The sequence below is a fragment of the Peribacillus sp. 05N428 genome (genome assembly GCF_056397085.1).
This window is the reverse complement of the sequence record NZ_JBFTMS010000011.1, coordinates 113,072-138,903: the sequence shown is the minus strand read 5'-3', so window position 1 is coordinate 138,903 and position 25,832 is coordinate 113,072. Positions and strand designations below refer to the sequence as shown.

25 protein-coding genes are annotated in these 25,832 nt (G+C 41.1%); all 25 read left to right on the top strand.

What is annotated here, in order from left to right; genetic code table 11:
- Positions 1–13: 13 nt before the first annotated feature.
- On the top strand, positions 14–796 hold the full coding sequence (locus AC1DIV_RS13105) for a ribonuclease HII (RefSeq protein WP_223255880.1): 783 nt from the start codon (positions 14–16) through the stop codon (positions 794–796).
- A gap of 13 nt (positions 797–809) precedes the next feature.
- On the top strand, positions 810–2,729 hold the full coding sequence (locus AC1DIV_RS13100) for a hypothetical protein (RefSeq protein ID WP_477576552.1): 1,920 nt from the start codon (positions 810–812) through the stop codon (positions 2,727–2,729).
- Positions 2,726–2,998 carry an EscU/YscU/HrcU family type III secretion system export apparatus switch protein gene (locus AC1DIV_RS13095; protein WP_477576550.1) on the top strand — a complete coding sequence of 91 codons (273 nt, stop codon included), beginning with the start codon at positions 2,726–2,728 and terminating at the stop codon, positions 2,996–2,998. Before AC1DIV_RS13100 ends, AC1DIV_RS13095 begins: the two co-directional genes overlap by 4 nt.
- Positions 2,999–3,475: 477 nt before the next feature.
- Entirely contained in the window at positions 3,476–4,636 is a 1,161-nt protein-coding gene (sucC, locus tag AC1DIV_RS13090; RefSeq protein WP_477576548.1) for an ADP-forming succinate--CoA ligase subunit beta, read from the top strand.
- 18 nt (positions 4,637–4,654) lie between these two features.
- Positions 4,655–5,557 (top strand): succinate--CoA ligase subunit alpha, encoded by a 903-nt coding sequence (gene sucD, locus AC1DIV_RS13085; protein ID WP_048684890.1) that lies wholly within the window; start codon positions 4,655–4,657, stop codon positions 5,555–5,557.
- 118 nt (positions 5,558–5,675) lie between these two features.
- Complete coding sequence (gene dprA, locus AC1DIV_RS13080; protein ID WP_053534373.1) at positions 5,676–6,542, top strand: DNA-processing protein DprA; 867 nt, start codon at positions 5,676–5,678, stop codon at positions 6,540–6,542.
- A gap of 265 nt (positions 6,543–6,807) precedes the next feature.
- Positions 6,808–8,883, top strand: coding sequence for a type I DNA topoisomerase (topA, locus tag AC1DIV_RS13075; protein WP_048684883.1), 2,076 nt, complete (start codon positions 6,808–6,810; stop codon positions 8,881–8,883).
- Between the two features lie 401 nt (positions 8,884–9,284).
- The gene (gene trmFO, locus AC1DIV_RS13070; RefSeq protein WP_048684880.1) at positions 9,285–10,592 is read left to right on the top strand and encodes an FADH(2)-oxidizing methylenetetrahydrofolate--tRNA-(uracil(54)-C(5))-methyltransferase TrmFO; all 1,308 of its coding nucleotides are present in this window, start codon (positions 9,285–9,287) and stop codon (positions 10,590–10,592) included.
- 59 nt (positions 10,593–10,651) lie between these two features.
- Positions 10,652–11,554: a tyrosine recombinase XerC gene (gene xerC, locus AC1DIV_RS13065; RefSeq protein WP_048684877.1), complete on the top strand. Its 903-nt coding sequence runs from the start codon at positions 10,652–10,654 to the stop codon at positions 11,552–11,554.
- A 20-nt stretch (positions 11,555–11,574) separates the two neighbouring features.
- Positions 11,575–12,102 carry an HslVU peptidase proteolytic subunit gene (hslV, locus tag AC1DIV_RS13060; RefSeq protein WP_048684874.1) on the top strand — a complete coding sequence of 176 codons (528 nt, stop codon included), beginning with the start codon at positions 11,575–11,577 and terminating at the stop codon, positions 12,100–12,102.
- 12 nt (positions 12,103–12,114) lie between these two features.
- The gene (gene hslU / locus AC1DIV_RS13055) at positions 12,115–13,524 is read left to right on the top strand and encodes an HslU--HslV peptidase ATPase subunit (RefSeq protein ID WP_340875735.1); all 1,410 of its coding nucleotides are present in this window, start codon (positions 12,115–12,117) and stop codon (positions 13,522–13,524) included.
- Positions 13,525–13,631: 107 nt separating this feature from the next.
- On the top strand, positions 13,632–14,411 hold the full coding sequence (gene codY / locus AC1DIV_RS13050) for a GTP-sensing pleiotropic transcriptional regulator CodY (RefSeq protein ID WP_034313657.1): 780 nt from the start codon (positions 13,632–13,634) through the stop codon (positions 14,409–14,411).
- 746 nt (positions 14,412–15,157) lie between these two features.
- Positions 15,158–15,553 carry a flagellar basal body rod protein FlgB gene (gene flgB / locus AC1DIV_RS13045; protein ID WP_063596280.1) on the top strand — a complete coding sequence of 132 codons (396 nt, stop codon included), beginning with the start codon at positions 15,158–15,160 and terminating at the stop codon, positions 15,551–15,553.
- Positions 15,553–16,011 carry a flagellar basal body rod protein FlgC gene (flgC, locus tag AC1DIV_RS13040; protein ID WP_340875739.1) on the top strand — a complete coding sequence of 153 codons (459 nt, stop codon included), beginning with the start codon at positions 15,553–15,555 and terminating at the stop codon, positions 16,009–16,011. The genes flgB and flgC overlap by 1 nt, the downstream gene beginning before the upstream one ends.
- Before the next feature lie 22 nt (positions 16,012–16,033).
- The gene (gene fliE / locus AC1DIV_RS13035) at positions 16,034–16,342 is read left to right on the top strand and encodes a flagellar hook-basal body complex protein FliE (RefSeq protein ID WP_340875741.1); all 309 of its coding nucleotides are present in this window, start codon (positions 16,034–16,036) and stop codon (positions 16,340–16,342) included.
- A 93-nt stretch (positions 16,343–16,435) separates the two neighbouring features.
- Positions 16,436–18,034 carry a flagellar basal-body MS-ring/collar protein FliF gene (gene fliF / locus AC1DIV_RS13030; RefSeq protein ID WP_340875743.1) on the top strand — a complete coding sequence of 533 codons (1,599 nt, stop codon included), beginning with the start codon at positions 16,436–16,438 and terminating at the stop codon, positions 18,032–18,034.
- 12 nt (positions 18,035–18,046) lie between these two features.
- A complete protein-coding gene (fliG, locus tag AC1DIV_RS13025) occupies positions 18,047–19,066 on the top strand; it encodes a flagellar motor switch protein FliG (protein ID WP_340875746.1) in 1,020 nt (339 codons plus the stop codon).
- Positions 19,059–19,823, top strand: coding sequence for a flagellar assembly protein FliH (fliH, locus tag AC1DIV_RS13020; RefSeq protein WP_340875749.1), 765 nt, complete (start codon positions 19,059–19,061; stop codon positions 19,821–19,823). Before fliG ends, fliH begins: the two co-directional genes overlap by 8 nt.
- Positions 19,824–19,825: 2 nt before the next feature.
- Positions 19,826–21,145 (top strand): flagellar protein export ATPase FliI, encoded by a 1,320-nt coding sequence (fliI, locus tag AC1DIV_RS13015; RefSeq protein ID WP_340875751.1) that lies wholly within the window; start codon positions 19,826–19,828, stop codon positions 21,143–21,145.
- Positions 21,145–21,594 (top strand): flagellar export protein FliJ, encoded by a 450-nt coding sequence (fliJ, locus tag AC1DIV_RS13010; protein WP_323598850.1) that lies wholly within the window; start codon positions 21,145–21,147, stop codon positions 21,592–21,594. The genes fliI and fliJ overlap by 1 nt, the downstream gene beginning before the upstream one ends.
- Before the next feature lie 4 nt (positions 21,595–21,598).
- Positions 21,599–22,207, top strand: coding sequence for a MotE family protein (locus AC1DIV_RS13005; RefSeq protein ID WP_340875753.1), 609 nt, complete (start codon positions 21,599–21,601; stop codon positions 22,205–22,207).
- A 25-nt stretch (positions 22,208–22,232) separates the two neighbouring features.
- A complete protein-coding gene (locus tag AC1DIV_RS13000; protein WP_340875754.1) occupies positions 22,233–23,537 on the top strand; it encodes a flagellar hook-length control protein FliK in 1,305 nt (434 codons plus the stop codon).
- Positions 23,538–23,545: 8 nt separating this feature from the next.
- Positions 23,546–24,181, top strand: coding sequence for a flagellar hook assembly protein FlgD (flgD, locus tag AC1DIV_RS12995; RefSeq protein ID WP_289349448.1), 636 nt, complete (start codon positions 23,546–23,548; stop codon positions 24,179–24,181).
- Between the two features lie 163 nt (positions 24,182–24,344).
- Positions 24,345–24,494: a hypothetical protein gene (locus AC1DIV_RS12990; RefSeq protein WP_340875756.1), complete on the top strand. Its 150-nt coding sequence runs from the start codon at positions 24,345–24,347 to the stop codon at positions 24,492–24,494.
- A 71-nt stretch (positions 24,495–24,565) separates the two neighbouring features.
- Entirely contained in the window at positions 24,566–25,831 is a 1,266-nt protein-coding gene (locus AC1DIV_RS12985) for a flagellar hook protein FlgE (protein WP_477576546.1), read from the top strand.
- The last annotated feature ends 1 nt before the right edge of the window (position 25,832 follow it).

Sequence of the window (25,832 nt, the reverse complement as noted above, 5' to 3'; positions counted from 1 at the left end):
GTGATAAAAGATGATAACTGCAATGAGCATTAAGGAAATCTCCTTAAAGTTAAAGACGATAAGAGAGCCGGAAGATTTATTTTTACAGAAATGCCGGGAGGACGGACGGAAGGGAGTAACCGACTTAGTAAACAAATGGCAAAGAACTTATGAAAAAGAACAACAGGTAAGGGATGCTTTCACGGAAATGACAGAGTTTGAAAGGCAATTACGGAAACAAGGGTTTTCCATTCTCGCTGGCATCGATGAAGTGGGAAGAGGACCTCTTGCAGGACCGGTTGTGACAAGTGCAGTCATCTTGCCTGATTCTTTTTATTTGCCAGGGCTTAATGATTCTAAAAAGATTCCGGAGTCAAAAAGGGAACAGTTTTATGAGATGATTTTTAAGGAAGCGATATCCGTAGGTGTAGGTGTTGTACATAGCGAAGTAATTGATGAAATCAATATATATCAAGCTACGAAAAAGGCAATGGTGGCTGCAGTGAACGATCTGTCAGAACTTCCGGATCATTTGTTGATCGATGCGATGGAACTGGATGTGCCGATTCCCCAGCTTTCGCTCATAAAGGGGGACGCAAGAAGCATTAGCATCTCTGCGGCATCCATAATAGCCAAGGTGACTCGTGATAGGATGATGAAGGAATATGGTGAAAAATATCCGGAATATGGTTTTGAAAAGCACATGGGTTACGGGACAAGCCAACATTTAGAAGCGCTCGACATACACGGGCTTACACCTTGGCATAGAAGAAGTTTTGCACCGGTTAAGGAAATCGCTGCACGAACGAAGGAATAAGAGGGGATGAGTGGTGCAATCCATAAAAAGCAGTCAACCCGTAGCTTCACCCATTGAAATAAAAGGAACTGCGAGTTTGAAAAACGGGCAAATCCTTTTCGGGAAGGTGAATAAGTTTTTTCTTAACCAAACGGCCGAGGTACAGGTTGGCCATCAAAAAATGGTTGCCACTCTTGATATCCCGCTTCGTACAGGAGTGAAGTATTGGTTTCAAGTGCAGCAACCAATTGAGGGGTGTGTCGTGTTAAAAGCTTTAGATTCCCCCAATTTGAACGTTTCTGGCTTAAAGGGAACAGTTGCACAATTGATCGCTCACCTCGGCATAAAACCTGAACCGGCCGCAACCAAGCTTGCCGAATACCTGCTGACAAACCGCCTTCCGATAACCAAGGAAACTTTTCAATCCGCTTTACAATGGTTAAAAGCTGCTGATGCTGCAGAAGTTGGTCTGCCTGTAATAAAAACAATGTTCATTCAGCAACTGCCTTTTGTAAAAGGTGTATTTGATGCATTATTTACGCAGTCCAAAGGTGAACCTTTCCACAAACTCCTCAGTGGCTTCAGGCAGCAGCTGCAGGATGGTGGGGCAGTAACGAGGACTGCCTCCAAGCTAATGGAGGTATTGGACTCTTTACATGTTGCCAAACAGAACCAGCTTCAACAAATCGGTTTACAAAAACTTGTGACCGCTTGGCTGAATTCCGATTCAACGCCAGAAATGAAATCCGGGGCATTTTCCCTGCTTCAAAAGACGGGTTTCGTTCCAAAGGGAATGACGGAATCCGTCTTTCTGGAAAGTTTAATGGATGGAGCTGAGGTTAGGTCCGGTATTCCTAAAAATTCAGCGATTGATAAATTACACCAAGGATTGCAGCTGCTTTCCGCAGCTAAAGGCGGAGCATTTGCACAAGTTGAAGAAATCGAAATGGCTATTAACCGCATATTGAATAGTCATGATCATGAGAAGGCAAAACTGCCGATTGATATCCACTCGATGCAGAGAAAAAACATTTCTGCAGAAAAACTTACCCCTCTTGCCTTTCATTTACTCCAGAATGCTTTTGCCGAAGCGATAGCTACAAAGGCAGTAGACGGAAAAATAGAAGTGAATGACCTTATAGGCTACTTGAATAAGGACACAGAGCAAGTAGCTGAGTCGAAGGGTAAAGCTGCTGAATTACTGTTTCGGTCGCTTAATAAGCCTCCTGAGGCCCAATCCGCTAGGATTAATGAGAAGCTGGTCCTTTCACATGTATTGGCAGCTGATTTTCAAACAATCGATTTCACCCATGGACCTTCTGTCGCACACCAACTGAAAGAAATGACCAAGATCCTTGGACTCCAGCTGGAACATGCACTCATTAATCTTCCAGGAGATGATTTGGCGGATTTCCCCAATGATTTAGAGACACTTAAACCGCTGCTGCTTAAATTGCTGAATGAGCAAATTCCGGCAGCTATCAAGGAAATGGCAGAACAAATCCTGAATCGGATTACTGCGCAACAGATCCTTTCACAGGAAAACGGGCCGATTCAGAATTTACTCCTTACAATTCCACTCAATCTGGGATCTACTAAAACGGATCTGACGTTACAATGGAGCGGAAGGAAGACAAAAGAAGGCAAAATAGACCCGGATTACTGCCGAGTCCTATTTTATTTAGAATTGGAGCACCTTGAAGAGACGGTCATCGACATGCAGGTTCAAAACCGAATCATAAAAGTGACGGTCATCAATGGGCATGGTGCAACCCTTGAAGAGGCAGCCGGTCAATACCTTGACATCCTGAGAGAGAATCTTGGGAAAATGGATTACAGATTATCAGGAGTTTCGTTTGTAAATCCCGTATATGAAAAAGAGCGGGACCTTAGGGGGGAACCGATTCTTTTTACAGAAGCAGGTTCATATAGTGGAGTGGATATTCGAATATGATAAATGATAAACGAAAAGAAGTCATTGCTTTAAAGTATGATCAAAAGACATCCAAAGCGCCCGTCATATTGGCCAAAGGGAAAGGGAAAACGGCTGAAACAATTATGGAAAAGGCCATGAAACTCGATATACCGGTCCAAAGGGACGAATCCCTTGCTGCACTTTTAGGTCAATTGGATATAAATCAAACGATTCCTGAAGAATTGTATGGAGCTGTTGCAGAGGTATTTGCATTCATTTATAAAGTTGACAAGGACATGAATCGGTAGGAGACTAACCATCTGGTTTCACCAATGGGTTTCTGTTGGTTTATGTAGAATATTAGGGGAATTACTGACGATTTTTCATTATATTAAAAAAATACTAAACTATTTGTAAAAGGACAAGGCGACATGGCTTTGTCCTTTTACTTTTCTTTGAATCAAGACCAGGATAACCGTAGTTTTTCATGAGAATATCTTTGGAACAATAAATTGAAAAGGCTTTCATGGAAGTGTTTTTGATAGAAATATGACTCTTTTTGTACTAGAATTGCAGATCCGAAATAAATGATATTAATAAGAAAAAAACACAACGGCGCAGAAGGTTTTTTCTATTTTTTTAAAGGGTAAGGAAGTATATTATAATAATATTTTAAAAATTATGTGAAAGAATATTATGCACGAGGGAGAATTTTGTTGTAATATGATAGAGAAAACACGCATTAAATTTCAAGGTTGTTTTTTAGTAGATAAGGAGGATGGGAAATGAATATCCATGAGTATCAGGGGAAAGAGATATTGCGACAATACGGGGTATCCGTTCCAAATGGCCGGGTTGCCTTTACTGTTGATGAAGCAGTTGAAGCAGCGAAGGAGTTAGGTACGGAAGTTGTTGTCGTCAAAGCTCAAATTCATGCGGGCGGCCGCGGTAAAGCCGGCGGAGTCAAGGTAGCAAAGAATCTTGATGAAGCACGTACATATGCAGAAGAGATTCTTGGCAAGACACTGGTGACCCATCAAACGGGACCTGAAGGCAAGGAAGTTAAGCGTTTACTTATTGAAGAAGGCTGCGACATTACGAAAGAGTATTATATCGGGCTTGTCCTTGACCGTGCTACGGACAGTGTCGTATTGATGGCTTCTGAAGAAGGCGGTACGGAAATTGAGGAAGTGGCCGAAAAGACACCAGAGAAAATATTCAAAGAAGTAATCGATCCGGTTGTAGGCCTGACTGGTTTCCAAGCACGGAGGATTGCATTCAATATCAATATTCCGGCTCCACTTATAAATAAAGCTTCCAAACTGATGATTAACCTATATACAGCTTTCGTTGAAAAGGATTGCTCAATCGCAGAAATCAACCCATTAGTGGTAACGGGTGACGGCGATGTAATGGCACTTGATGCTAAATTGAACTTCGATGATAATGCGATTTACCGCCATAAGGACATCGCGGAGTACCGTGATTTGGATGAAGAGGATGCGAATGAGATTGAAGCATCAAAACATGGCCTAAGTTACATATCGCTTGACGGAAATATCGGATGCATGGTTAATGGTGCCGGGCTTGCTATGGCGACGATGGACATCATTAAACATTATATGGGAGATCCGGCTAACTTCCTTGACGTTGGTGGCGGCGCCACTGAGGAAAAAGTAAAAGAGGCTTTCAAAATCATCCTTTCCGATCAAAATGTTAAAGGCATCTTCGTTAATATCTTCGGAGGAATCATGAAATGTGACATCATCGCTACAGGCGTCGTGGCTGCTGCCAAAGAGCTTGGACTGGATGTCCCTCTTGTTGTTCGTCTTGAAGGAACGAATGTGGACCTTGGCAAAAAGATTCTAAAAGAGTCAGGTTTAAATATTACGGCTGCTGAATCAATGGCAGATGGAGCACAAAAAATAGTATCACTTGTAGGATAATAGGCAGGGGGGAACATAATGAGCGTTTATATTAATAAAGATACGAAAGTGATCGTTCAGGGAATCACTGGTGCAACAGCATTATTTCATACAAAACAAATGTTGGAATACGGCACGAAAATCGTAGGGGGAGTCACTCCGGGTAAAGGTGGAACAGAAGTGGAAGGGGTACCTGTATTCAATACAGTTTCCGAAGCTGTCACTGAAACCGGTGCGAGTGCATCTGTTATCTATGTACCGGCACCATTTGCTGCCGATGCAATTCTTGAAGCCGTAGACGCAGAACTTGATCTTGCCATTTGTATCACGGAACATATTCCTGTACTGGATATGGTCAAGGTGAAGCGCTACATGGAAGGCAAAAAAACTCGCTTGATCGGACCGAACTGCCCAGGTGTCATTACTCCTGAAGAGTGTAAGATTGGTATCATGCCAGGGTATATCCACAAAAAAGGCCATGTAGGCGTAGTTTCTCGTTCTGGAACTTTGACATATGAAGCTGTTCACCAATTATCGCAAGCAGGCATCGGGCAATCTTCGGCTGTCGGTATCGGTGGAGATCCCGTTAACGGAACGGATTTCATTGATGTTTTAAAAGCGTTCAATGAAGATCCGGAAACACATGCGGTGATCATGATCGGGGAAATCGGCGGAACGGCGGAAGAAGAAGCGGCAATCTGGGTGAAGGAAAATATGACTAAGCCAGTTGTTGGTTTCATTGGTGGCCGTACGGCTCCTGCCGGTAAACGCATGGGACATGCCGGTGCCATTATCTCAGGAGGAAAAGGGACGGCTGACGAGAAAATCCGCGTCATGAACGAATGTGGAATCAAAGTTGCCGAAACTCCATCCGTAATGGGAGAAACATTGATTTCCGTTTTAAAAGAAAAAGATATTTACGAACCTTGTAAAACACATTGATTTAAGCTGGGCCGACCTTTTTTTGGGTCGGTCTTTATTTCCTCGAATTTCCTCGGGAGAGACCAAGTACATCACTATCAACCTACCTTTAAAAATATCCGATTAGGGGCGTTTCCGATTGAATAAAAAAGAAAAGTTAATCCATCTCCATCATTGCCGCGGAGCAGGATGGAAAACAATCCAAGCAATCATGTCCAAAGACCCATCATTATCTTCCCTGTTCACGACGAATTACGTTGAATGGGCAAAAATGCTCCCTATCCCTTCAAATAAGCTTAACCTCTTTCTCAAAGATTTACATTCACTCCATTCCATCGAAAAACTTAAAAAATACGAAGATAGCCAAATCCATTGTTTAACGATCTTCGATGATGAATATCCTTTTTTGCTAAAGCAAATATTCGATCCTCCGTGGGTTCTTTATTTTAAAGGTGATAAGAAGCTTTTAACAAGGAAGAATACCCTAGGTGTTGTTGGAACACGCAAGCCAACCTCGTATGGGCTGGAGGCCTTAAAAACGATTCTATTACCGCTTGTAAAGAAAAAGTTCGTGATCATAAGCGGAATGGCCGCTGGAATCGATGCAGAGTCACATAAGATCACATTAAGGGAAGGCGGAGATACGATCGGGGTTTTAGGCGGAGGGCTTAAGCAAATATATCCGAAATCCAATTTTACCCTTGCTGAAGAAATCATGAATAAAGGCCTGCTTATATCTGAGACTCCACCGGAAGTGAAGGCGGAACCATGGATGTTTCCACTTAGGAATCGAATCATCAGCGGATTATCACAGGGCGTATTCGTGGTAGAGGCAAAAGAAAGAAGCGGTTCCCTTATTACGGCACAAGCTGCTTTGGAACACGGCAGGGAAGTATTTGCGCTTCCTGGTAATGTTACGAGCCCTGAATCACTTGGTACCAATCAATTGATTTATGATGGTGCCAAACTTGTTTTTAGCTCCAGGCAGATCGAGGAAGAGTTTTGAACAATATAATATAGAAGATAGACGGAGAATCAAACGGGAAAATTGAAAAAATAGGTGCTTTTTTTGAAGGGTGGGTTGAATTATTAGACAAAAAGGTTGAAAATATTGTAAAACTGTTATAAGTTTTGCAAATGGCACCTCTTGTCAAAAAACTAGAAATAAATGAATCAGCATGCTTTGAAAAGTAAAGAGGTGTTGACAAATGATTTTTGAATGATTAATAATAGTGAAGATTTATATTACCTCTTTGAGGAGGATTTATTGGATGTCAGAATACTTAGTGATTGTGGAATCGCCCGCAAAGGCGAAAACAATAGAACGTTACTTGGGAAAAAAATATAAAGTAAAGGCTTCCATGGGGCATGTACGTGATTTGCCTAAAAGTCAAATGGGTGTCGATGTTGAACATGAATATGAACCTAAATATATAACTATCCGCGGCAAAGGCCCGGTTTTAAAAGAATTGAAAACTGCTGCAAAAAAAGCGAAAAAAATCTATCTCGCGGCTGACCCCGACAGGGAAGGGGAAGCAATTGCCTGGCATTTGGCTCACAGTCTTGATGTTGACGTTAACTCAGATTGCCGCGTGGTATTCAACGAGATCACGAAAGAGGCTATCAAGGAATCATTTAAATCGCCAAGGCCAATAAATATGAAATTGGTTGATGCTCAGCAGGCAAGAAGGGTCTTGGACCGTTTGGTCGGATACAATATAAGCCCGTTATTGTGGAAAAAGGTGAAAAAGGGCTTAAGCGCGGGACGGGTCCAATCGGTTGCTGTACGGATGATCATTGACCGGGAGAAGGAGATCAAAGATTTTATCCCGGAAGAGTATTGGACAATCAAGGCTGATTTTGTAAAAGGAAAAGAACAGTTTGAAGGTTCTTTCTTCAGCCTTGGCGGCGAGAAGAAGGAATTAAATACCGAAGAGGACGTCAAAAAAGTGCTCGCTTCTTTAAATGGCGGCGAATTTACGATAGGAGCTGTGGCTAAAAAGGAAAGAAGGCGTAATCCAGCAGCACCTTTTACAACTTCTTCCCTGCAACAGGAAGCGGCACGTAAATTGAATTTCCGTGCGAAGAAAACCATGATGCTTGCTCAGCAGCTTTATGAAGGAATCGAGCTTGGCAAGGAAGGTACAGTCGGGTTAATCACTTATATGAGAACCGATTCGACCCGGATTTCAGATAGTGCCAAAGAGGAGGTCCATACGTTCATTCAAAATAGTTATGGTAAAGAATATGTTCAGGTCGAGCAGCGCAAGGAGAAAAAACAAACTAATGCCCAGGACGCGCATGAAGCCGTCAGGCCAACAAGCACATTACGTGAACCGGGCGTAGTCAAGGAGTTCTTATCCAGAGATCAATTCCGTCTTTATAAATTGATTTGGGAACGATTCGTTTCCAGTCAAATGTCTTCGGCGGTCATGGATACGATGAGCATCGACCTGCATAACGGGGATGTCATCTTCAGGGCTAATGGTTCAAAAATTAAATTTCCGGGTTTCATGAAGGTATATGTTGAAGGGTCCGATGACTCGGTGGAAGAAAAGGAAAATGCACTTCCTGATGTGAAAAAAGGAGATCAATTCTTTTCAAAAGATATCGAGCCGAAGCAGCATTTCACACAGCCTCCGCCCCGATATACTGAAGCCCGTCTGGTCAAGACCCTAGAGGAACTGGGAATTGGCCGTCCGTCTACATATGCGCCTACCTTGGACACGATCCAAAAACGGGGCTATGTTACCTTGGATAATAAACGGTTCATCCCGACAGAGCTTGGTGAGATCGTTCTCGAATTGATACGCGAATTCTTCCCGGATATTCTCGATGCAGAGTTCACTGCCAAGATGGAACAGGAATTCGACAGCGTTGAGGAAGGCAATATTGAATGGATTAAGGTCATCGATGAATTTTATAAAGAATTTGCAATTCATTTGGCTAAAGCCGAAGTCGAGATGGAGAAAATTGAAATCAAAGATGAACCTGCAGGTGAAGATTGCGTGGAGTGCGGACATGGGATGGTCTTTAAGATGGGACGTTATGGAAAGTTCATGGCATGCAGTAATTTCCCGGATTGCCGTAACACCAAACCAATCGTCAAAGAAATCGGTGTCAAATGCCCAAAATGTAAAGAAGGAAATATCATTGAAAGGAAAAGTAAAAAACGCCGCATATTTTACGGGTGTGATACTTACCCTGGATGTGACTTCATATCTTGGGATAAACCGCTGCCGCGGAGTTGTCCAAAATGTGAAGGTACTCTTGTTGAGAAAAAACTCAAAAAAGGTGTCCAGGTCCAGTGCATGGATTGTGATTTTAAAGAAATGCCCCAAGCATAGAAAAGGCCTTGAAATCGTTTACTTTCCTTGTGAACTATCGAAAAACCCTAAATACAAATGGACTCGGCATCTGCCGGGTTTCTTTATGTTCAGGGAAGTATGATATCATGGTGATAGGTGGATTTACTTCCAAGAAGAAAATGGATAAAGCTTGAAACTTTTTTATTTAGGCCTTGTGATGTAAAATTCAGTGGACAAGTACATTCTTTTAAAGATATAATTCCTATTTGCGTCCGTTACCCTTTTAGTAAATAAGGATGGCATATTTTTAAAATAATCGTTAGCAGGAATGAGTATTTCGGGTATAAATACATAGATATCGTTAAAAATGAAACTTCTGGAAAGCAGTTTTAATGATAAATGATCCTGTCTTATCATATCTATACATGGAGGTTCGAAAAATGAAAGAAACAAAAGTAAGTGTAATCGGTGCTGGGCTTGCTGGAAGTGAAGCGGCGTGGCAGTTAGCTAAAAGAGGAATTAAAGTCGATCTATATGAAATGCGCCCTGTAAAACAAACGCCAGCCCATCATACCGATAAATTCGCTGAACTTGTTTGTTCCAATTCACTTCGGGCAAATACGTTAACAAATGCAGTTGGTGTATTAAAAGAAGAAATGCGTATACTGGATTCGGTCATCATGTCCGCTGCGGATGCTTGTGCTGTACCGGCTGGCGGTGCATTAGCCGTTGATCGTCATGAATTTGCCGGTCTTGTTACGGAAAGGGTCAAAAATCATCCAAATGTGACGGTCATTAATGAAGAAGTGACGGAAATTCCGGAAGGTCCTACCGTCATTGCAACCGGTCCGCTTACAAGTCAGTCACTATCTGATAGCTTAAAGCAAATCATGGATGAAGAATACTTGTACTTTTATGATGCTGCCGCACCAATTCTTGAAAAAGACAGCATCAATATGGATAAAGTATATTTGAAATCCCGTTATGATAAAGGGGAAGCAGCTTATTTGAACTGTCCGATGACGGAAGAAGAGTTTGACCGCTTTTATGATGCATTGATTGCTGCTGAAACAGTCCCGCTTAAAGAATTCGAAAAAGAAATCTTTTTTGAAGGCTGCATGCCGATTGAAGTGATGGCATCACGTGGGAAGAAAACGATGTTATTTGGTCCATTGAAGCCTGTTGGCCTAGAAGATCCCAAAACGGGAAAACGCCCTTTTGCTGTAGTTCAATTGCGTCAGGATGATGCGGCAGGAACACTTTACAATATTGTTGGTTTTCAGACACATTTGAAATGGGGGCCGCAAAAAGAAGTATTGCAGCTCATACCCGGATTGGAAAATGCGGAAATTGTACGTTATGGGGTCATGCATCGAAACACTTTCATAAACTCACCTAATGTTTTGAAGCCAACATACCAATTCAAGAATCGGGATGATTTATTCTTTGCCGGTCAGATGACTGGCGTTGAAGGGTATGTTGAATCGGCTGCGTCGGGACTTGTCGCAGGTATCAATGCTGCAAGGATCGTCGAAGGTTTGGAGCCTATCATTTTCCCTGCGGAGACGACGATGGGCAGTATGGCAAGGTACATAACATCGACGAATGGTAAGAGCTTCCAGCCGATGAATGCCAACTTTGGATTGCTTCCAGACCTTGAAGTGAGAATCAAATCCAAAAAAGAGCGGAATGAAACGCATGCTAAACGCGCTTTGGACACAATTCAGAACTTTGTGAAAAATTTGTAAAATATTTGCCTGCTGTTTTAAAGTATGATACTATTTATTAGCCTTTGCGAGGTGTTTCCATGATTAATCAAAAAAAGGCATTATCATCCTTCATCGAATATTTACAAATTGAAAAGAACAGTTCACATTACACCATTGAAAATTACAAACGTGATATTCACGAATTTTTCCTGTTCCTTAATGAACAGGGGATTGAGGACATCACGTCCGTTGAATATCTTGATGTCCGGTTATATTTAACGAATTTATATGAGAAAAAACTTTCTAAGCGCACTGTTGCAAGAAAAACTTCTTGCTTGCGGAGCCTTTATAAATTTTTACTGCGTGAAGGTGATGTGAAGGATAACCCTTTTTCCCTTGCTTCTTTACCTAAAAAGGATCAAAGACTGCCACGTTTTCTCTATGAGAAGGAAATGGATCAGTTGTTTTCTTCTTTAAAGAAAGATTCACCGATAGGAATAAGGAACAATGCCTTACTGGAATTATTGTATGCTACAGGCATTCGCGTAAGTGAATGTTGTGATATTAAACTGCAGGATATCGATCTTTCCTTAGGGACAGTACTGATCCATGGAAAAGGAAAAAAGGATCGCTACGTTCCGGTTGGTAGATATGCACAGGAAGCGATAGATTTATACATACGTACAGCCAGGATGGAATTGACTTCGTCTGACGCCAAGGCGCATGTTTATTTATTTGTTAATTTTCGTGGAGACCCTCTGACACCTAGGGGAGTTCGCTATATATTGAATGAATTGATTAAAAAGTCAGCCGCAGATGGAAGTCTTCATCCCCATATGCTAAGGCATTCGTTTGCTACACACCTATTGAATAATGGGGCGGACATTCGCACGGTTCAGGAATTGCTTGGTCATTCAAAAATTTCATCAACGCAAGTGTATACGCATGTTACAAAAGACCAATTGAAAAAAGTCTACAATGCATCACATCCGCGGCCTTAAATGTTGAAAGGGGACACTTTATGACAACGATATTTGCAGTGCATCATAAAGGTGAATGTGCCATGTCCGGTGATGGGCAGGTTACTTTAGGAAATTCAGTAGTGATGAAGCATACAGCGAGGAAAGTAAGAAAAATCTTTAATGGTAATGTACTTGCAGGTTTTGCTGGTTCCGTTGCAGATGCTTTCACTTTATTTGAGATGTTCGAAGCTAAACTTGAAGAGTATAATGGCAATCTTCAGCGCGCTGCCGTTGAAATGGCAAAGCAATGGAGAAGTGACAATGTATTGAGAAAGCTTGAAGCCATGCTAGTCGTGATGGATAAGAACCATTTACTGCTCGTTTCTGGCACCGGGGAAGTAATTGAACCGGATGACGGGATTCTCGCCATAGGATCGGGAGGGAATTATGCATTGGCAGCCGGCAGGGCATTAATGCGGTTTTCCAGCGACCACTTATCGGCAAAGGAAATCGCTCAATCATCTTTACAAATTGCAGCGGAAATTTGTGTATTTACAAATACGAATATAATCGTGGAAGAGTTGTAAGGAGGAGCGCAAATGTCAAAAAAAGCTAATTTAACACCGAGGCAAATCGTTGAAAAACTGGATCAGTATATCGTTGGGCAGCGTGAGGCAAAACGGGCAGTGGCAGTGGCTCTTCGGAATCGCTACCGACGTTCCCTTCTCTCGGATCAACTTCGTGACGAAGTCGTTCCGAAGAATATATTAATGATTGGACCGACAGGTGTTGGGAAAACAGAAATAGCTCGGAGAATGGCTAAATTGGTGGGTGCTCCTTTTGTAAAAGTTGAAGCAACGAAATTTACGGAAGTCGGGTATGTCGGCCGGGATGTAGAGTCCATGGTCCGTGATTTGGTGGAGACTTCCGTCCGCCTCGTGAAGGAAGAAAAGATGGCCAGTGTAAAGGAACGGGCAGAAGAAAATGCAAATCGCCGTTTAATAGAGCTATTAGTGCCATCGGCTAAAAAACAGAGTAATTTCAAGAATCCTCTTGAAGTCTTTTTTGGAGGCAATAACAATCAAGACGAACAGGATCCGGAAGAAAATTCCGAAGATTTAAGTTTGCAGGAAAAAAGAAAAATCGTCGCTGAAAAGCTGGCTAATGGTGAGCTGGAAAGTGAAATGATAACGGTCGAAGTGGAAGAACAGGCTGCTTCTATGTTTGATATGCTCCAAGGTTCGGGAATGGAACAAATGGGGATGAACATGCAGGACGCTTTAGGAAGCTTGATGCCGAAAAAAAGCAAGAAGCGCAAATTGAAAGTAAGTGAAGCGAGAACCGTTTTAACAAATGAAGAAGCGGCAAAATTGATTGATATGGATGAAGTAACTTCAGATGCAGTATACGGGGCTGAGCAAAATGGGATTATCTTCATAGATGAAATAGACAAAATTGCCAGTAAGCAATCTGGAAGTTCATCAGCGGATGTATCAAGAGAGGGTGTCCAAAGGGATATCCTGCCAATTGTTGAAGGTTCAACAGTAGTGACTAAATATGGTTCAGTTAAAACGGATCATGTCCTATTCATTGCTGCAGGGGCCTTTCATATGGCTAAGCCATCCGACCTAATCCCGGAATTACAAGGTAGATTCCCAATTCGTGTAGAATTGAACAAACTGACTGTAGATGACTTTGTGCGGATTCTGCATGAACCCGATAATGCCTTGTTAAAACAATATGTTGCTTTATTGGAAACTGAAGGTATAGAAATTGAATTTTCTGACGATGCTGTTCGTAAGATAGCAGAAGTGGCCTTCGAAGTAAATCAAAACACAGACAATATTGGTGCAAGAAGACTTCATACCATTTTGGAACGGTTGCTTGAAGACTTATCTTTTGAAGCTCCGGAAATAACGATGGAGAAGATTACAATTACGCCCCAATATGTCGAAGGTAAGCTTGGTTCTATCGCCCGGAACAAAGATTTAAGCCAGTTTATCCTTTAATTAGAAACAATTTTGGCAATGATTTGCCTAAGCAATGAACATAAAATTACGGAAATACAACTTCATAGTTATTGTGAACCATGGTATTTTTAGGAGGAACAAATCAAATGAACTTATTAGCAAAAACAAGAAAAATCAATGCAATGCTCCAAAAAGCAGCAGGTAAAGCAGTTAACTTCAAGGAAATGGCTGAGAGTTTAAGTGAAGTTATCGAAGCAAATGTATTCGTCGTCAGCCGCCGCGGGAAATTACTTGGCATCGCAGTAAGTCAGCAAATTGAAAACGAACGCATGTACAAAATGTTGGAAGATAAACAATTCCCTGAAGAGTACACAAAAAACCTGTTCAATATTCCTGAAACCTCTTCGAATCTTGATATCGAAAGCGAATATACTGCTTTCCCAGTCGAAAACAAGGAACTTTTCTCAACTGGATTAACAACGATCGTACCGATTATGGGTGGGGGAGAACGTTTAGGAACATTGGTTCTTGCCCGTTTACAAGAAAAATTTCACGATGATGATTTAATTTTGGCTGAATATGGTGCGACTGTAGTCGGTATGGAAATCCTTCGTGAAAAATCAGAAGAGATAGAAGAGGAAGCTCGTAGTAAAGCTGTCGTTCAAATGGCGATTTCCTCGTTATCTTACAGTGAATTGGAAGCAATAGAGCACATCTTTGAGGAACTTAAAGGTAATGAAGGTCTGCTTGTAGCATCAAAAATTGCGGACCGTGTCGGCATCACCCGTTCCGTTATCGTAAATGCCCTAAGGAAACTGGAAAGTGCTGGGGTCATTGAATCACGTTCTCTTGGAATGAAAGGTACTTATATCAAGGTATTGAACGATAAATTCCTTCTTGAATTAGAGAAGCTTAAAAATAATTAACATATAGAAAGGCAGTCCTTGAAAAAAGGGCTGCCTTTTTTTGATATTTGGATGTGTTACTGTCCGGGACAAACAGGTAAATACGGTGAAGGGCAGGGGGAGGGAAAAGAGGTAATTCAGATAAAATGGACATGTGAATATGGGCATGCTTCTGTTTGAAGCAGAAAGTAGTTAAATATTTCCCATAAAGGGTAATTATATTATTATAACTGTCGAAATGGTGTAAATGAACGATAGGATAACTTTTTGATTCTTAAAAGACTATTGATAACGGTTTTAGTCATTAGAGAAATTTGTCGAATGGTTCAAAACTTTGATAAAAACGGTTTTTTTTCAAAAAAGAAAAAATGCAGCAATCCGTTGTTTTCTTATAAATCCTTTATTTTAAAGGGTGAAATCAACTAAAATAAATTAAAAATTTGAAAGTAAACGTGAAAATTAGTTCTAAAGTATCAGGTATATAGGTAGGTTTTTCGATATGATATAAAAGTTAATAGAAGTAAAATTTGGTTAATATGTAGAATATCATATTAAAATGTAAGATTACGTAATATTAACCCTATAATGATACTAAGAAAAAAGACAAAATTGAGCAATTTGTGACAAATTTCGACGATAATAGGTCTAAAGTCTATGTATTGTTTATGGACATAGTTATAATGTTTCTTTAAAATTAAAACGTAAATCGGCTGGGTTAATTTATTGATAAAGTAATTATCTGTCAATTATAGAAAGAGGTGATCGATATGGAATTATTTTCGAATACTTTTCAATCACTAGAAAATGCCCTTGATTATTCTAATGCAAAACAAAAAGTCATTTCACAGAACATAGCCAATTCGGACACGCCTAATTATAAAGCTAAAGATGTTGACAAAACAAAGTCCTTTAAGGCAGAGCTGGAATCTTCCCTCGAGTCATATCGTACCGATGAAAGACACTTTACCTTCAAATCAGAGGGGAGTCATGCTTCTCACATCGTGGCGCAGAAAAATGTCCGATATAACAACAATGGAAATAGCGTGGACATTGATAAGGAAATGACGGATCTTGCTGCCAATCAAATTTACTATAATGCAGTAACCGACAGGCTTTCGGGTAAGTTTCAATCATTGCAGAATGTAATTAGAGGAGGTAAGTGATGGGGATCTTCCAAAGTATAAACATGACCGGATCTAGCCTGACGAGTCAAAGGGTTAGGATGGATGTAATCTCTGCTAATATGGCTAATGCCGATACGACCAGGGCGGAATATGACGCTGAATCGAAAACATGGAAGCCATACACAAGAAAATCGGTTGTGTTGCAAAGTAAGGAAAATGGTTTTTCGAGTTTCTTAAACGCAGCATCCGGAAAAACGAGCGAAGTAGGGAATGGAGTGAAGGTGACTGGAATAGTAGGAGATAAAACACCTTTTGCACTGGATTACAATCCCGACCATCCTGATGCCAATGAAGATGGTTATGTTGAAATGCCAAATGTCGACCCACTTAGGGAAATGGTTGATTTAATGAGTGTCACACGTTCATACGAAGCGAATGTGACAGTTCTAAATGCATCAAAGGAAATGATGATGAAGGCTTTGGAAATCGGAAAATAAAATCTTGAAAGGAGATGTTGTCATGGAGGGGATTTCTCTTTCGGCAGTGACCAATGCAAATCATGTACTAAAAAAAGATCAGAGCAATACTAATACACCATACGAAGCACAGAGGGATTTTGCGTGGGTATTAAAAGAATCAATGAATAAAGTCAACGAAACACAAGTGGCATCTGATGACCTTACAACCAAATTGGTTAATGGAGAGGATGTTGAGCTTCATTCGGTGATGATAGCTTCACAAAAAGCCAGTGTCACCATGCAGGCTACATTAGAGGTTCGGAATAAGGTTGTGGAAACCTACCAGGAAATGATGAGAATGAGTATATAGCATTCATTTTTTAACCTCATAATATAGAGAAAAATGACCAGGGGGAAAAGAAATCCCCCAATCATAAATTCATAGACTGACCGGGGGATTTAAATGAATGAAGTACTAGTAAATTTTAAAAACAAAATAACTGCTTACTGGACGAGCCGCAGTAAAAACCAAAAAATCATGATGGTTGGTTCAGCAGCATTAATTATCATCATCATTACGACGGTTTCAATTTTAACCACGCGTACGACGCTGGTGCCCTTATACTCCAACTTAACTCCATCGGAAACGGGGAGCATTAAAGAGAATCTAGACAGTCAAGGGATTATGAATGAAGTTTCTGAAAATGGAACGACCATAAAAGTTCCTGAAGAAAGACTGGATTCACTTAAAGTGGAACTGGCAGCAGAAGGAATTCCGGAATCGGGCAGCATCGACTATTCCTTTTTTAGTCAGAGTGCCGGTATCGGCATGACTGAAAATGAATTCAATGTCATTAAATTGGACTCGATGCAAACGGAATTGGCCAGTTTAATAAAAAAGATTGATGGAGTGGAAGATGCCAGTGTAATGATCACTCTTCCTGATGAAGGAGTTTTTGTCAGTGATTCAGCTGGGGAAGCGTCAGCATCCATTGTATTGAATACGAAACCCGGTTATAAATTTGAGGAAAGTCAAATCAATTCCCTTTACCATCTTGTCTCAAAAAGTGTTCCGAATCTCCCTACAGATAATATCGTCATTATGAACCAAGAGTTTGAGTACTTCGATCTTGAAAAACAAAATTCTTCTTTTGCGTCCGTATTTGCTACCCAAAACGAAATAAAAAAAGAGATAGAACGCGATATTCAAAGACAGGTACAAAATATGCTTGGAACGATAATGGGAAGAGACAAAGTCGTAGTTTCAGTCACGACAGACATCGATTTCACTCAAGAAAATCGGGAAGAGAATTTAGTTGAACCGGTCGATGAAGAAAATATGGCTGGGATTGAGATTTCTGCGCAAAGAATCAATGAATCGTATAGCGGGGACGCAGCGGGGGCAGGAGGCGTTCCGCAAAGTGAGGATTCCTCAGATTCATTGGGAACCCAATATGCTGAAGGCACAAACGGTTCCGGTGATTATGAAAAAGTGGATGAAACGATAAATAGTGAAGTGAACCGAATCAAGAAAGAAATAGTCGAAAGCCCATATAAAGTTAAAGATTTAGGTATTCAAGTCATGGTCGAGCCGCCTTCAGCTGACGATCCGGATTCTTTATCTCAACAGAGTGTGGATGATATTACACAAATCCTAGGTACGATAATACGCACGACAATCGAGAAAAAAGCTGAAGGGGAAGAACTGACGGACGAGGAGCTTAATAATAAAATTGCGATTTCCGTTCAGCCGTTTAACGGAAAAATGAAGGTGCAAAAAGATGAAACGAATCCTTCGTTACCAATTTGGGCGTACATCGTCGGCGGAGTGCTAATACTTGCCATTATCATTCTATTAATCTTATTCCTCCGGTCCCGAAAACAAGCTGAAATGGAAGAGGAGTACGTGGTTGAAGAGGAAGAGGTCGTATTCGAAGTTCCGGATTTGAACAAAGAGAAGGAAACGGAAGCATCCTTAAAAAGAAAACAATTGGAGAAACTTGCAAAAGAAAAGCCGGATGAATTTGCAAAATTATTAAGAAGCTGGATAGCGGAAGACTAGGAGGCTTGGAAAGTGACAGAAAGAAAAAAAAAGGCCGGATTGACTGGCAAACAGAAAGCTGCCATCCTCCTTATTTCCTTAGGCCCGGATGTTTCTGCATCCGTATATAAGCATCTTACTGAAGAGGAAATTGAGAGATTGACCCTTGAAATCTCTGGAGTGAGGAAAGTGGACCCCCATGATAAAGAAGAAATCCTGGAAGAATTCCATAATATTGCTTTGGCACAGGATTACATCTCGCAGGGCGGGATAGGATATGCGAAGCAGGTACTAGAAAAAGCATTAGGCACTGATCAGGCAACCGCCATCATTAACCGTTTAACATCATCCTTACAGGTTCGTCCATTCGACTTTGCACGAAAGGCAGATCCTGGACAAATCTTGAATTTCATCCAGAACGAGCATCCGCAGATCATTGCATTAATCCTGTCTTACCTTGATCCCACACAGGCTGGACAAATATTGTCTGAACTTCCGCAAGAGGTGCAGGCCGATATTGCAAGAAGGATTGCATTAATGGATAGCACTTCTCCGGAAATCATCAATGAAGTGGAGCAAATACTCGAAAGGAAACTTTCTGCGACCGTAACCCAAGATTATACACAGACTGGTGGAGTTGAAGCTGTTGTAGATGTGTTGAATGGTGTTGACCGCTCAACGGAAAGAACGATTTTGGATGCACTTGAAATCCAAGATCCGGAGCTTGCTGAGGAAATCAAGAAACGAATGTTTGTTTTTGAAGATATCGTGACCCTTGATGGCAGGGCGATTCAGCGAGTAGTCAGGGAATCTGATAACGAAGACCTTAAACTTTCTCTTAAAGTGGCTAGTGATGAAGTGAAGGAAATCGTCTTTCGCAACATGTCAAAACGTATGGTTGAAACGTTCCAGGAAGAAATGGAATTTATGGGACCGGTACGTTTGCGTGATGTGGAAGAAGCACAATCAAGAATTGTTGCCGTCATTCGAAAACTGGAGGAAACTGGTGATATTGTGATAGCCCGCGGCGGAGGGGATGATATCATTGTCTAGGATTATCAAATCCCAGCAGGCTAACCAGGAGAAAAGCAAAAAGATTGCAATAAAAGTTCGCCCTTTCGACTTTCTTCAAAATGATGTTGCAGATGAGCGGAAAAACCTTCATTATCTTCAATCTGATGAATTTCTTAATGATGCTAAACAGGAAGCGAAAACGTTATTGCTTGAAGCTAAACAAAAAGCCCAAGCGATTGATGCCGAAATCCAGCAAGACCGAGAACAATGGGAGAATCAAGAGAAAGCAATGTTTATCGAACAAGCTCAAAAAGAAGGGTATCGGCAGGGAGTCGAAGATGGTATTCAAAAGGGGTATAGCGAGATTGCAGCGGAAATAGCCTTCGCTAAGGAAGTGGTAGAGTCTTCTAAAAAAGATTATCGGCACCACATTGAATCATCTGAGAGGGTTATTTTGAATCTTGCCCTGAAAGTGGCAGAGAAAATTATCGGGCAACAGCTTGAAAAAGATGAAGTGTCTTTTTTATCCATAGTCAAAAGAGCCATCAAAGAGGTGAGGGATTATCGTGAAGTGCAATTGCATATCCATCCAATCCAATATCAATCGATTCTTTCTCATAAAGATGAATTGATGGCAATCTTTCCGAAAGATACCGAGTTGTATATCTTTCCGGATGATGAGCTTGAAGAAAGCAGCTGTATCATTGAATCCGAAAACGGAAGGATGGATGCCAGTGTCGACAGTCAGCTGCAGGAAATAAAAGTGAAACTAACTGAAGTGCTGGAAGGGGAGTAGAGATGAAAACTAGAGACCTATTGGCCTTAGTTGATGAAGTTGATCCTTTCAAACATTATGGACGGGTCAAACGTGTCGTGGGGCTAATGATAGAATCTCAAGGCCCTGAAAGCTCTGTAGGCGATATTTGTTATATCTATACAGGTATACAAAAAAAGAAAAATAGAATCTTGGCTGAAGTTGTCGGCTTCCGTGATGAAATGGTTATTTTAATGCCGTTTACAGCAGTTAGTGATATTGCACCGGGGTGTATCGTGGAAGGGAGCGGACGGAGCCTTGAGATAAAGGTGGGAAGTGGGCTGATTGGCAAAGTAGTCGACCCATTGGGACACCCTATAGATGACTCTATGCTTCCAAAAGGTCTCGCGACAATTTCTGTGGATCAAGATCCGCCGAATCCGATGAAACGACCTCCCATTAATGAGCCGATAGATGTAGGAGTTCGAGTGATTGATAGTTTATTAACAGTTGGAAAAGGACAACGTGTTGGTATCTTTGCAGGGAGCGGTGTCGGGAAAAGCACGTTGCTTGGAATGGTGGCAAGGAATACGACGGCGGACTTAAATGTAATCGGTCTTATTGGAGAACGGGGCCGTGAAGTTCGGGAATTCATTGAGAAAGATCTTGGACCAGAAGGGCTGGCACGATCAATCGTTGTAGTGGCGACATCTGACCAGCCAGCGTTGATGAGGATAAAGGGTGCTTTGACGGCAACTGCCATCGCTGAATATTTTCGTGATAAGGGATTGAATGTGATGCTGATGATGGATTCGGTCACGAGGGTTGCGATGGCCCAGAGGGAAATTGGGCTTGCCATCGGGGAACCGCCGACGACCAAAGGATATACGCCATCCGTTTTTGCCATCCTTCCAAGGTTACTCGAAAGAACGGGAACAAATCTGTTGGGTACCATTACAGCTTTTTACACAGTTCTCGTCGACGGTGATGATATGAATGAACCGATTGCTGATGCTGTCAGGGGAATTTTGGATGGTCACTTCATACTGGACCGTAATTTGGCCAATAAAGGACAGTTTCCAGCGCTTAATGTATTAAAGAGCATTAGTCGTGTCATGAACAATATTGTTGGTGAAAAGCATAAAAACGCTGCAGAAAAATTGCGGGCAAGTTTATCAACCTATATGGAGTCAGAAGATTTGATAAATATAGGAGCTTATAAGAAGGGGTCTTCCAAACAAATTGATCATTCAATTACACGCTATCCGGACATCATTTCATTTTTAAAGCAAGGAACCCTTGAAAAAGCTTCTAAAGATAATAGTATCAACGCCCTTGTCGAATTGATGGAGAAAGGTGATTAATGATGATTTATCAATATAAATTCGAGAAGATCCTGTCCATCAAAGAAAAAGAAAAAACCGATGCACTAGCTAAATATAATGCCGCTTTAAAAAAATTTGAAGAAGTGGCAGAAAAATTATATAAGCTTTTAAAGAAAAAAGAAGAGTTGCTTGAGTTTCAACAGGAGAAGCTGCGAAATGGATTATCCGTTCAGGATATTCGTCATCATCAGTTATTTATGGACAATTTGGAAAAACTCTTAAGCCTCTGTCAACAGGAAGTCATTGAAGCGCGATACAAGATGAATACTCAACGGGATATATTAATGGAAAGAAATGTCGAGGTTAAAAAGTACGAGAAAATGAAAGAAAATGATTTGCTTGAATTTCTCGATGTCATGAAGGAAGCTGAGAACAAAGAAATGGATGAAATATCTATCCGGCAATACTTAAGCAAAGGCGTAAGGTGATGGAATGCGTAAAAAAAGTGAATCTAATGAATTGAAAGAAAGCAAGATAAGCAAGTTTCAATGGTTTCTTGTCATCTTCATTCCATTAATCTTTGCGGTAACTGTAGCGTTGATCGTTTTTACCGTTGCAGGGGTGAATGTAGTGGAAAAGGCAAAGGAAATGTCGGCGAAAATACCCTTCATTGAATCGGATCAAAAGGGTGAAGAGATTGGTAAATCAGCGAAGAATGATGAGAAAGTTTCCATGAAGCTCGAAAAATTAGAAACCGAGATTGAAAATAAGGAAAAAGAGATAGAAAAGCTTGAGGGCATCATTGATACACGTGACAAGGCCATTGCAAAGGCAGAAGCGGAAAAACAGCAGCTTCAAACAGAAATGAATCAACTTAAGGATGGTCAGAATAATAGTAAACAAGCGTTCAAAGATATAATCCGTACTTATGAAACGATGGCTCCCAAGAGAGCTGCACCTATCATTACAGAAATGAATGATGAAGATGCAGTGGAAATTCTCTCAAGTATGAAAGCAGCCACTTTAGCTAAGGTTTTGGAGAAAATGACAACAGCTGATGCTGCAAGATTAACGAAGAAACTAACTGAACAAGGTTCTTAAGCGGAAAGAGTGAGGAGGTGAATAGATGAATTCAACCATTAATTCTGTACTTCCTTTGGCATCATTGAATCTAAAGGTACCAATTAAGGCAAATCAGCAAACTAATTCAGGGTTTGGTTCCGTCCTTCGATCAGCCATGGGGGCAGAACTCTCCATTCAATCGGATATGGCAGCCATCACTGAAGGACGAATGTCTGTAATAAAGGATTTGCTTGTTTTTTTGAAACTTGAAAGGTTGAGTGATAAAGGGGAAGAGAATGCAGCCGTTGCCCCTACAGTAAACCAACGAGACAACAAACATATTTTACAGGTCCTAACGAATGTAGCTGGAAATGATGAGGATGCCCTTGCTGATTTCTTAACGAGCATCGAGGAACTGGATTTAGAACAAGAAGTGGATGACTTCAGCCTGAATCCACAAAGTTTGTTATCTGCCGATGTCATGGAACTGTATACAATCCTGAAAAAAGTTACTGCATTGAGCGAAGAAGAATGGCAAGACTTCCCCTTATCTGGTGTGGTGAATCTTTTGAAACTGGTGAAAATTCAAGCTCTTCTCTCGGAGAATAAGGATATGAAACAAGATGAAGCGGCCATCCAGAAACAAATGAAACGCCTCCTTGAAGGGATAACGGGAAAGCTGGAGAAATGGCTGTCCAATCAGTCTAAATCAGAAATTGACCGATCTTTTAACACGTTGGAGAAAGGGCAAACAAAAGCCATAGAAACATTGAAAAGCGCATTCTCGCAATTATCCGGGAGTGACAAAGTAACTAAGGACGGGACAGTGGGCAGCGGTGTGACTTTGCAAAGTACGGATAGCGGTAAACATCAAGGGCCAGGTATGCCTTTTCTCATGACAAAGCTGGAACAATTCGTCTTGGCAGCTCCAAAAGGTGAGCAAACCGTCAGTCAAGAAGAGTTTGTTAAGCAATTTGAAAATATTTTAAGTAAGGCTAACTTTAGCGGAACTAACGGTGTAAATAAACTGTTGTTCAGATTGAATCCTGAACATTTAGGGTCCCTAAGAATCGAGTTGATTGAAAAGGATGGTATGCTGTCAGCCAAGATTCTGGCTACTACTGCCCAGGCCAAAGATATGCTGGAGAATCAGATTCATGGTTTAAAACACGCCTTTAGCGGACAAAACATTCAAATTGAAAGAATTGAAATATCACAGGCCTTCAATGCTTTTAACTCTGAGAAATTCAGCCAGAAAGATGCGGAAGAACATAATGAACAACAGGAGAGTAAGGAAGAAAACAATGATGAGGCGGAAAGCGAGTTTATGGGATCCTTTGCCGATGCTCTGTTAAATCTGGAAGTGTAGGTGAAAAAATGACGACCATCGATACGTCGCTATTATTACCAAAATCTCAAACTGAAAACAGAAAAGCCGGGGATGCATTGGGAAAAGATGATTTCTTGAAATTGTTGCTTACCCAGCTTCAAAACCAAGATCCTTCAAGTCCGATGGATAATACGGAATTCATCGCCCAAATGGCCACTTTTTCTTCTCTGGAACAGATGATGAATATGGGAGCCCAATTGGAAGAAATAATTGGGATCAATCAACAAAATAGTTTAATGGACTATAACTCTTTTGTAGGAAAGGAAGTAACTTGGCACAAATTGGATGAGGGAGATGACGACCTTGCGATAGAAGAAGGGACAGGCATCGTTAAATCCATCCAATATAAGGGGGATGGTGTTTATTTTCTTTTAGAAGATGGCACAAAGCTTGAACCCGCAAATATTTCAGCAATGAAACAAACAAGTTCCACGGCGAATAGCCTGACGGCGGCAAGTGAATTAATAGGCAAGCGCGTTTCCTGGATGGACGAAAAAAATGGAGAGTCGTCCGCTGTTGTAATCTCGGTATCCATGAGTAATGGCAAGCTGCAAATTGAAGTGGATGATGAAAACAAAACCAAGTTATCATCAGGGCAATTGATAAAAATCGCTGAAGCTTAAGGGGCAGGAATATGAATAAACTTGGTATTCAAGCAGATTCCGCTGAGCTGATGTCACAAACCCAATTACAGTTTAGGCAAAGGCAGATGATCCCACAAGGTTTTCGACAGCATTTCCGCAAACTTGGGACAAAATAGCCCATAAAGCCAAAGAGGCCAACAAGATGGGGGTAACCGAAGCTCTTTTTATTACAGCTAATGCGGCACTCATAGTAAGCACGGAAAACAACAAGGTCATCACGGTCATGGACAGAGATGAAGCAACATCACAAATTTTCACGAAAATCAATGGAACCATAATTATAGATAAATAGGCTGGACTTGGAAAAGGAAGCCTGGACTGCGGAATGACGGAAGCAGTCGTTATATGAAAGGGGAGCTTTACATGCTTCGTTCAATGTATTCGGGAATAAGCGGATTAAAAAACTTACAAACAAAATTGGATGTTATCGGTAATAACGTTGCCAATGTCAATACATATGGTTTCAAAAAAAGCCGTGTGACATTCAGTGATGCGATGAACCAAACGGTATCTGGTGCAAGTGCAGCAACAGCCAATAAAGGCGGAACCAATTCCAAACAAATTGGATTGGGCTCCACGATTGCTACAATCGATACGATCCATACACAGTCAAGCCTGCAAACCACCGGCCGCGATCTTGATTTAGGGATATCCGGGGATGGCTATTTTGTCGTCAAGCAAGGTGATTCTCTTTCATATACACGTGCAGGTAACTTTTATCTGGATGATAATGGTACGCTTGTAAACGCGAATGGTTTGAAAGTACAGGCATACAAGATTGATGAAAACGGGAAACGATCAAAAACGATTGACGACGTTGCTGTTAACGTCAATGCGATTTTACCTGCCATTACCACTACTAAAATATCAGTAAGTGGAAATCTAGCTTCTGATGCAATTGATGGGACCGTATTTAGCCAGCAAATGAAAGTTGTGGATGAAAAGGGAAAAGAACAAACGGCAACTATCTATTTCCAAAAAAACGGTGATGATAAATGGGAGCTATTTGATGAAGAACCTGCTGCTTTGGGGGATACCTCAGCAACTAAACCAAAGCCGTTCACTTCAGTGAATTTCGATGCTAATGGTCAGATTGTGGCAGCAGATAAAACCCAGGCAGGTCAAACCATTAACATTTCAAGCGGCAATGAGGATGACTCGGATACAGCATTTGATGAAAGCGTTCAAAAAGTTAATTTGGATTTTGATTTCTCGAACCTCACTCAAGTTAAAGGTTCCACTACTGCTCTTGTCAATCCGGACGGTAATAAAGAAGGTAAACTGGAAAGTTTTAATATTGGTTCATCAGGGGAAATAAATGGCGTTTATTCCAATGGACTTATCACAACCTTAGGCCAACTGGCCGTTGCCAAGTTTTCCAATGCATCAGGCTTGACGAAAACGGGTGGTAATACTTTTCAGGAATCAATCAATTCAGGTACTGCAAACATCAATATCGCAGGTGAGGGGCGCGGTGTGATTGCATCAGGTTCATTGGAAATGTCCAATGTGGATTTATCCGAAGAATTTACTGAAATGATCGTTGCTCAACGTGGTTTCCAGTCGAATTCCAGGATCATTACGACGTCGGATGAAATTTTACAGGAATTAGTTAACTTAAAACGATAGG

Coding starts and splice junctions, on each gene's coding strand:
- AC1DIV_RS13095 (WP_477576550.1), top strand. CDS start 2,726: ATGATAAATGATAAACGAAAAGAAGTCATTGCTTTAAAGTATGATCAA.
- sucC (WP_477576548.1), top strand. CDS start 3,476: ATGAATATCCATGAGTATCAGGGGAAAGAGATATTGCGACAATACGGG.
- sucD (WP_048684890.1), top strand. CDS start 4,655: ATGAGCGTTTATATTAATAAAGATACGAAAGTGATCGTTCAGGGAATC.
- topA (WP_048684883.1), top strand. CDS start 6,808: ATGTCAGAATACTTAGTGATTGTGGAATCGCCCGCAAAGGCGAAAACA.
- trmFO (WP_048684880.1), top strand. CDS start 9,285: ATGAAAGAAACAAAAGTAAGTGTAATCGGTGCTGGGCTTGCTGGAAGT.
- xerC (WP_048684877.1), top strand. CDS start 10,652: ATGATTAATCAAAAAAAGGCATTATCATCCTTCATCGAATATTTACAA.
- hslV (WP_048684874.1), top strand. CDS start 11,575: ATGACAACGATATTTGCAGTGCATCATAAAGGTGAATGTGCCATGTCC.
- hslU (WP_340875735.1), top strand. CDS start 12,115: ATGTCAAAAAAAGCTAATTTAACACCGAGGCAAATCGTTGAAAAACTG.
- codY (WP_034313657.1), top strand. CDS start 13,632: ATGAACTTATTAGCAAAAACAAGAAAAATCAATGCAATGCTCCAAAAA.
- flgB (WP_063596280.1), top strand. CDS start 15,158: ATGGAATTATTTTCGAATACTTTTCAATCACTAGAAAATGCCCTTGAT.
- flgC (WP_340875739.1), top strand. CDS start 15,553: ATGGGGATCTTCCAAAGTATAAACATGACCGGATCTAGCCTGACGAGT.
- fliE (WP_340875741.1), top strand. CDS start 16,034: ATGGAGGGGATTTCTCTTTCGGCAGTGACCAATGCAAATCATGTACTA.
- fliF (WP_340875743.1), top strand. CDS start 16,436: ATGAATGAAGTACTAGTAAATTTTAAAAACAAAATAACTGCTTACTGG.
- fliI (WP_340875751.1), top strand. CDS start 19,826: ATGAAAACTAGAGACCTATTGGCCTTAGTTGATGAAGTTGATCCTTTC.
- fliJ (WP_323598850.1), top strand. CDS start 21,145: ATGATGATTTATCAATATAAATTCGAGAAGATCCTGTCCATCAAAGAA.
- AC1DIV_RS13005 (WP_340875753.1), top strand. CDS start 21,599: ATGCGTAAAAAAAGTGAATCTAATGAATTGAAAGAAAGCAAGATAAGC.
- AC1DIV_RS13000 (WP_340875754.1), top strand. CDS start 22,233: ATGAATTCAACCATTAATTCTGTACTTCCTTTGGCATCATTGAATCTA.
- flgD (WP_289349448.1), top strand. CDS start 23,546: ATGACGACCATCGATACGTCGCTATTATTACCAAAATCTCAAACTGAA.
- AC1DIV_RS12990 (WP_340875756.1), top strand. CDS start 24,345: ATGGGGGTAACCGAAGCTCTTTTTATTACAGCTAATGCGGCACTCATA.
- AC1DIV_RS12985 (WP_477576546.1), top strand. CDS start 24,566: ATGCTTCGTTCAATGTATTCGGGAATAAGCGGATTAAAAAACTTACAA.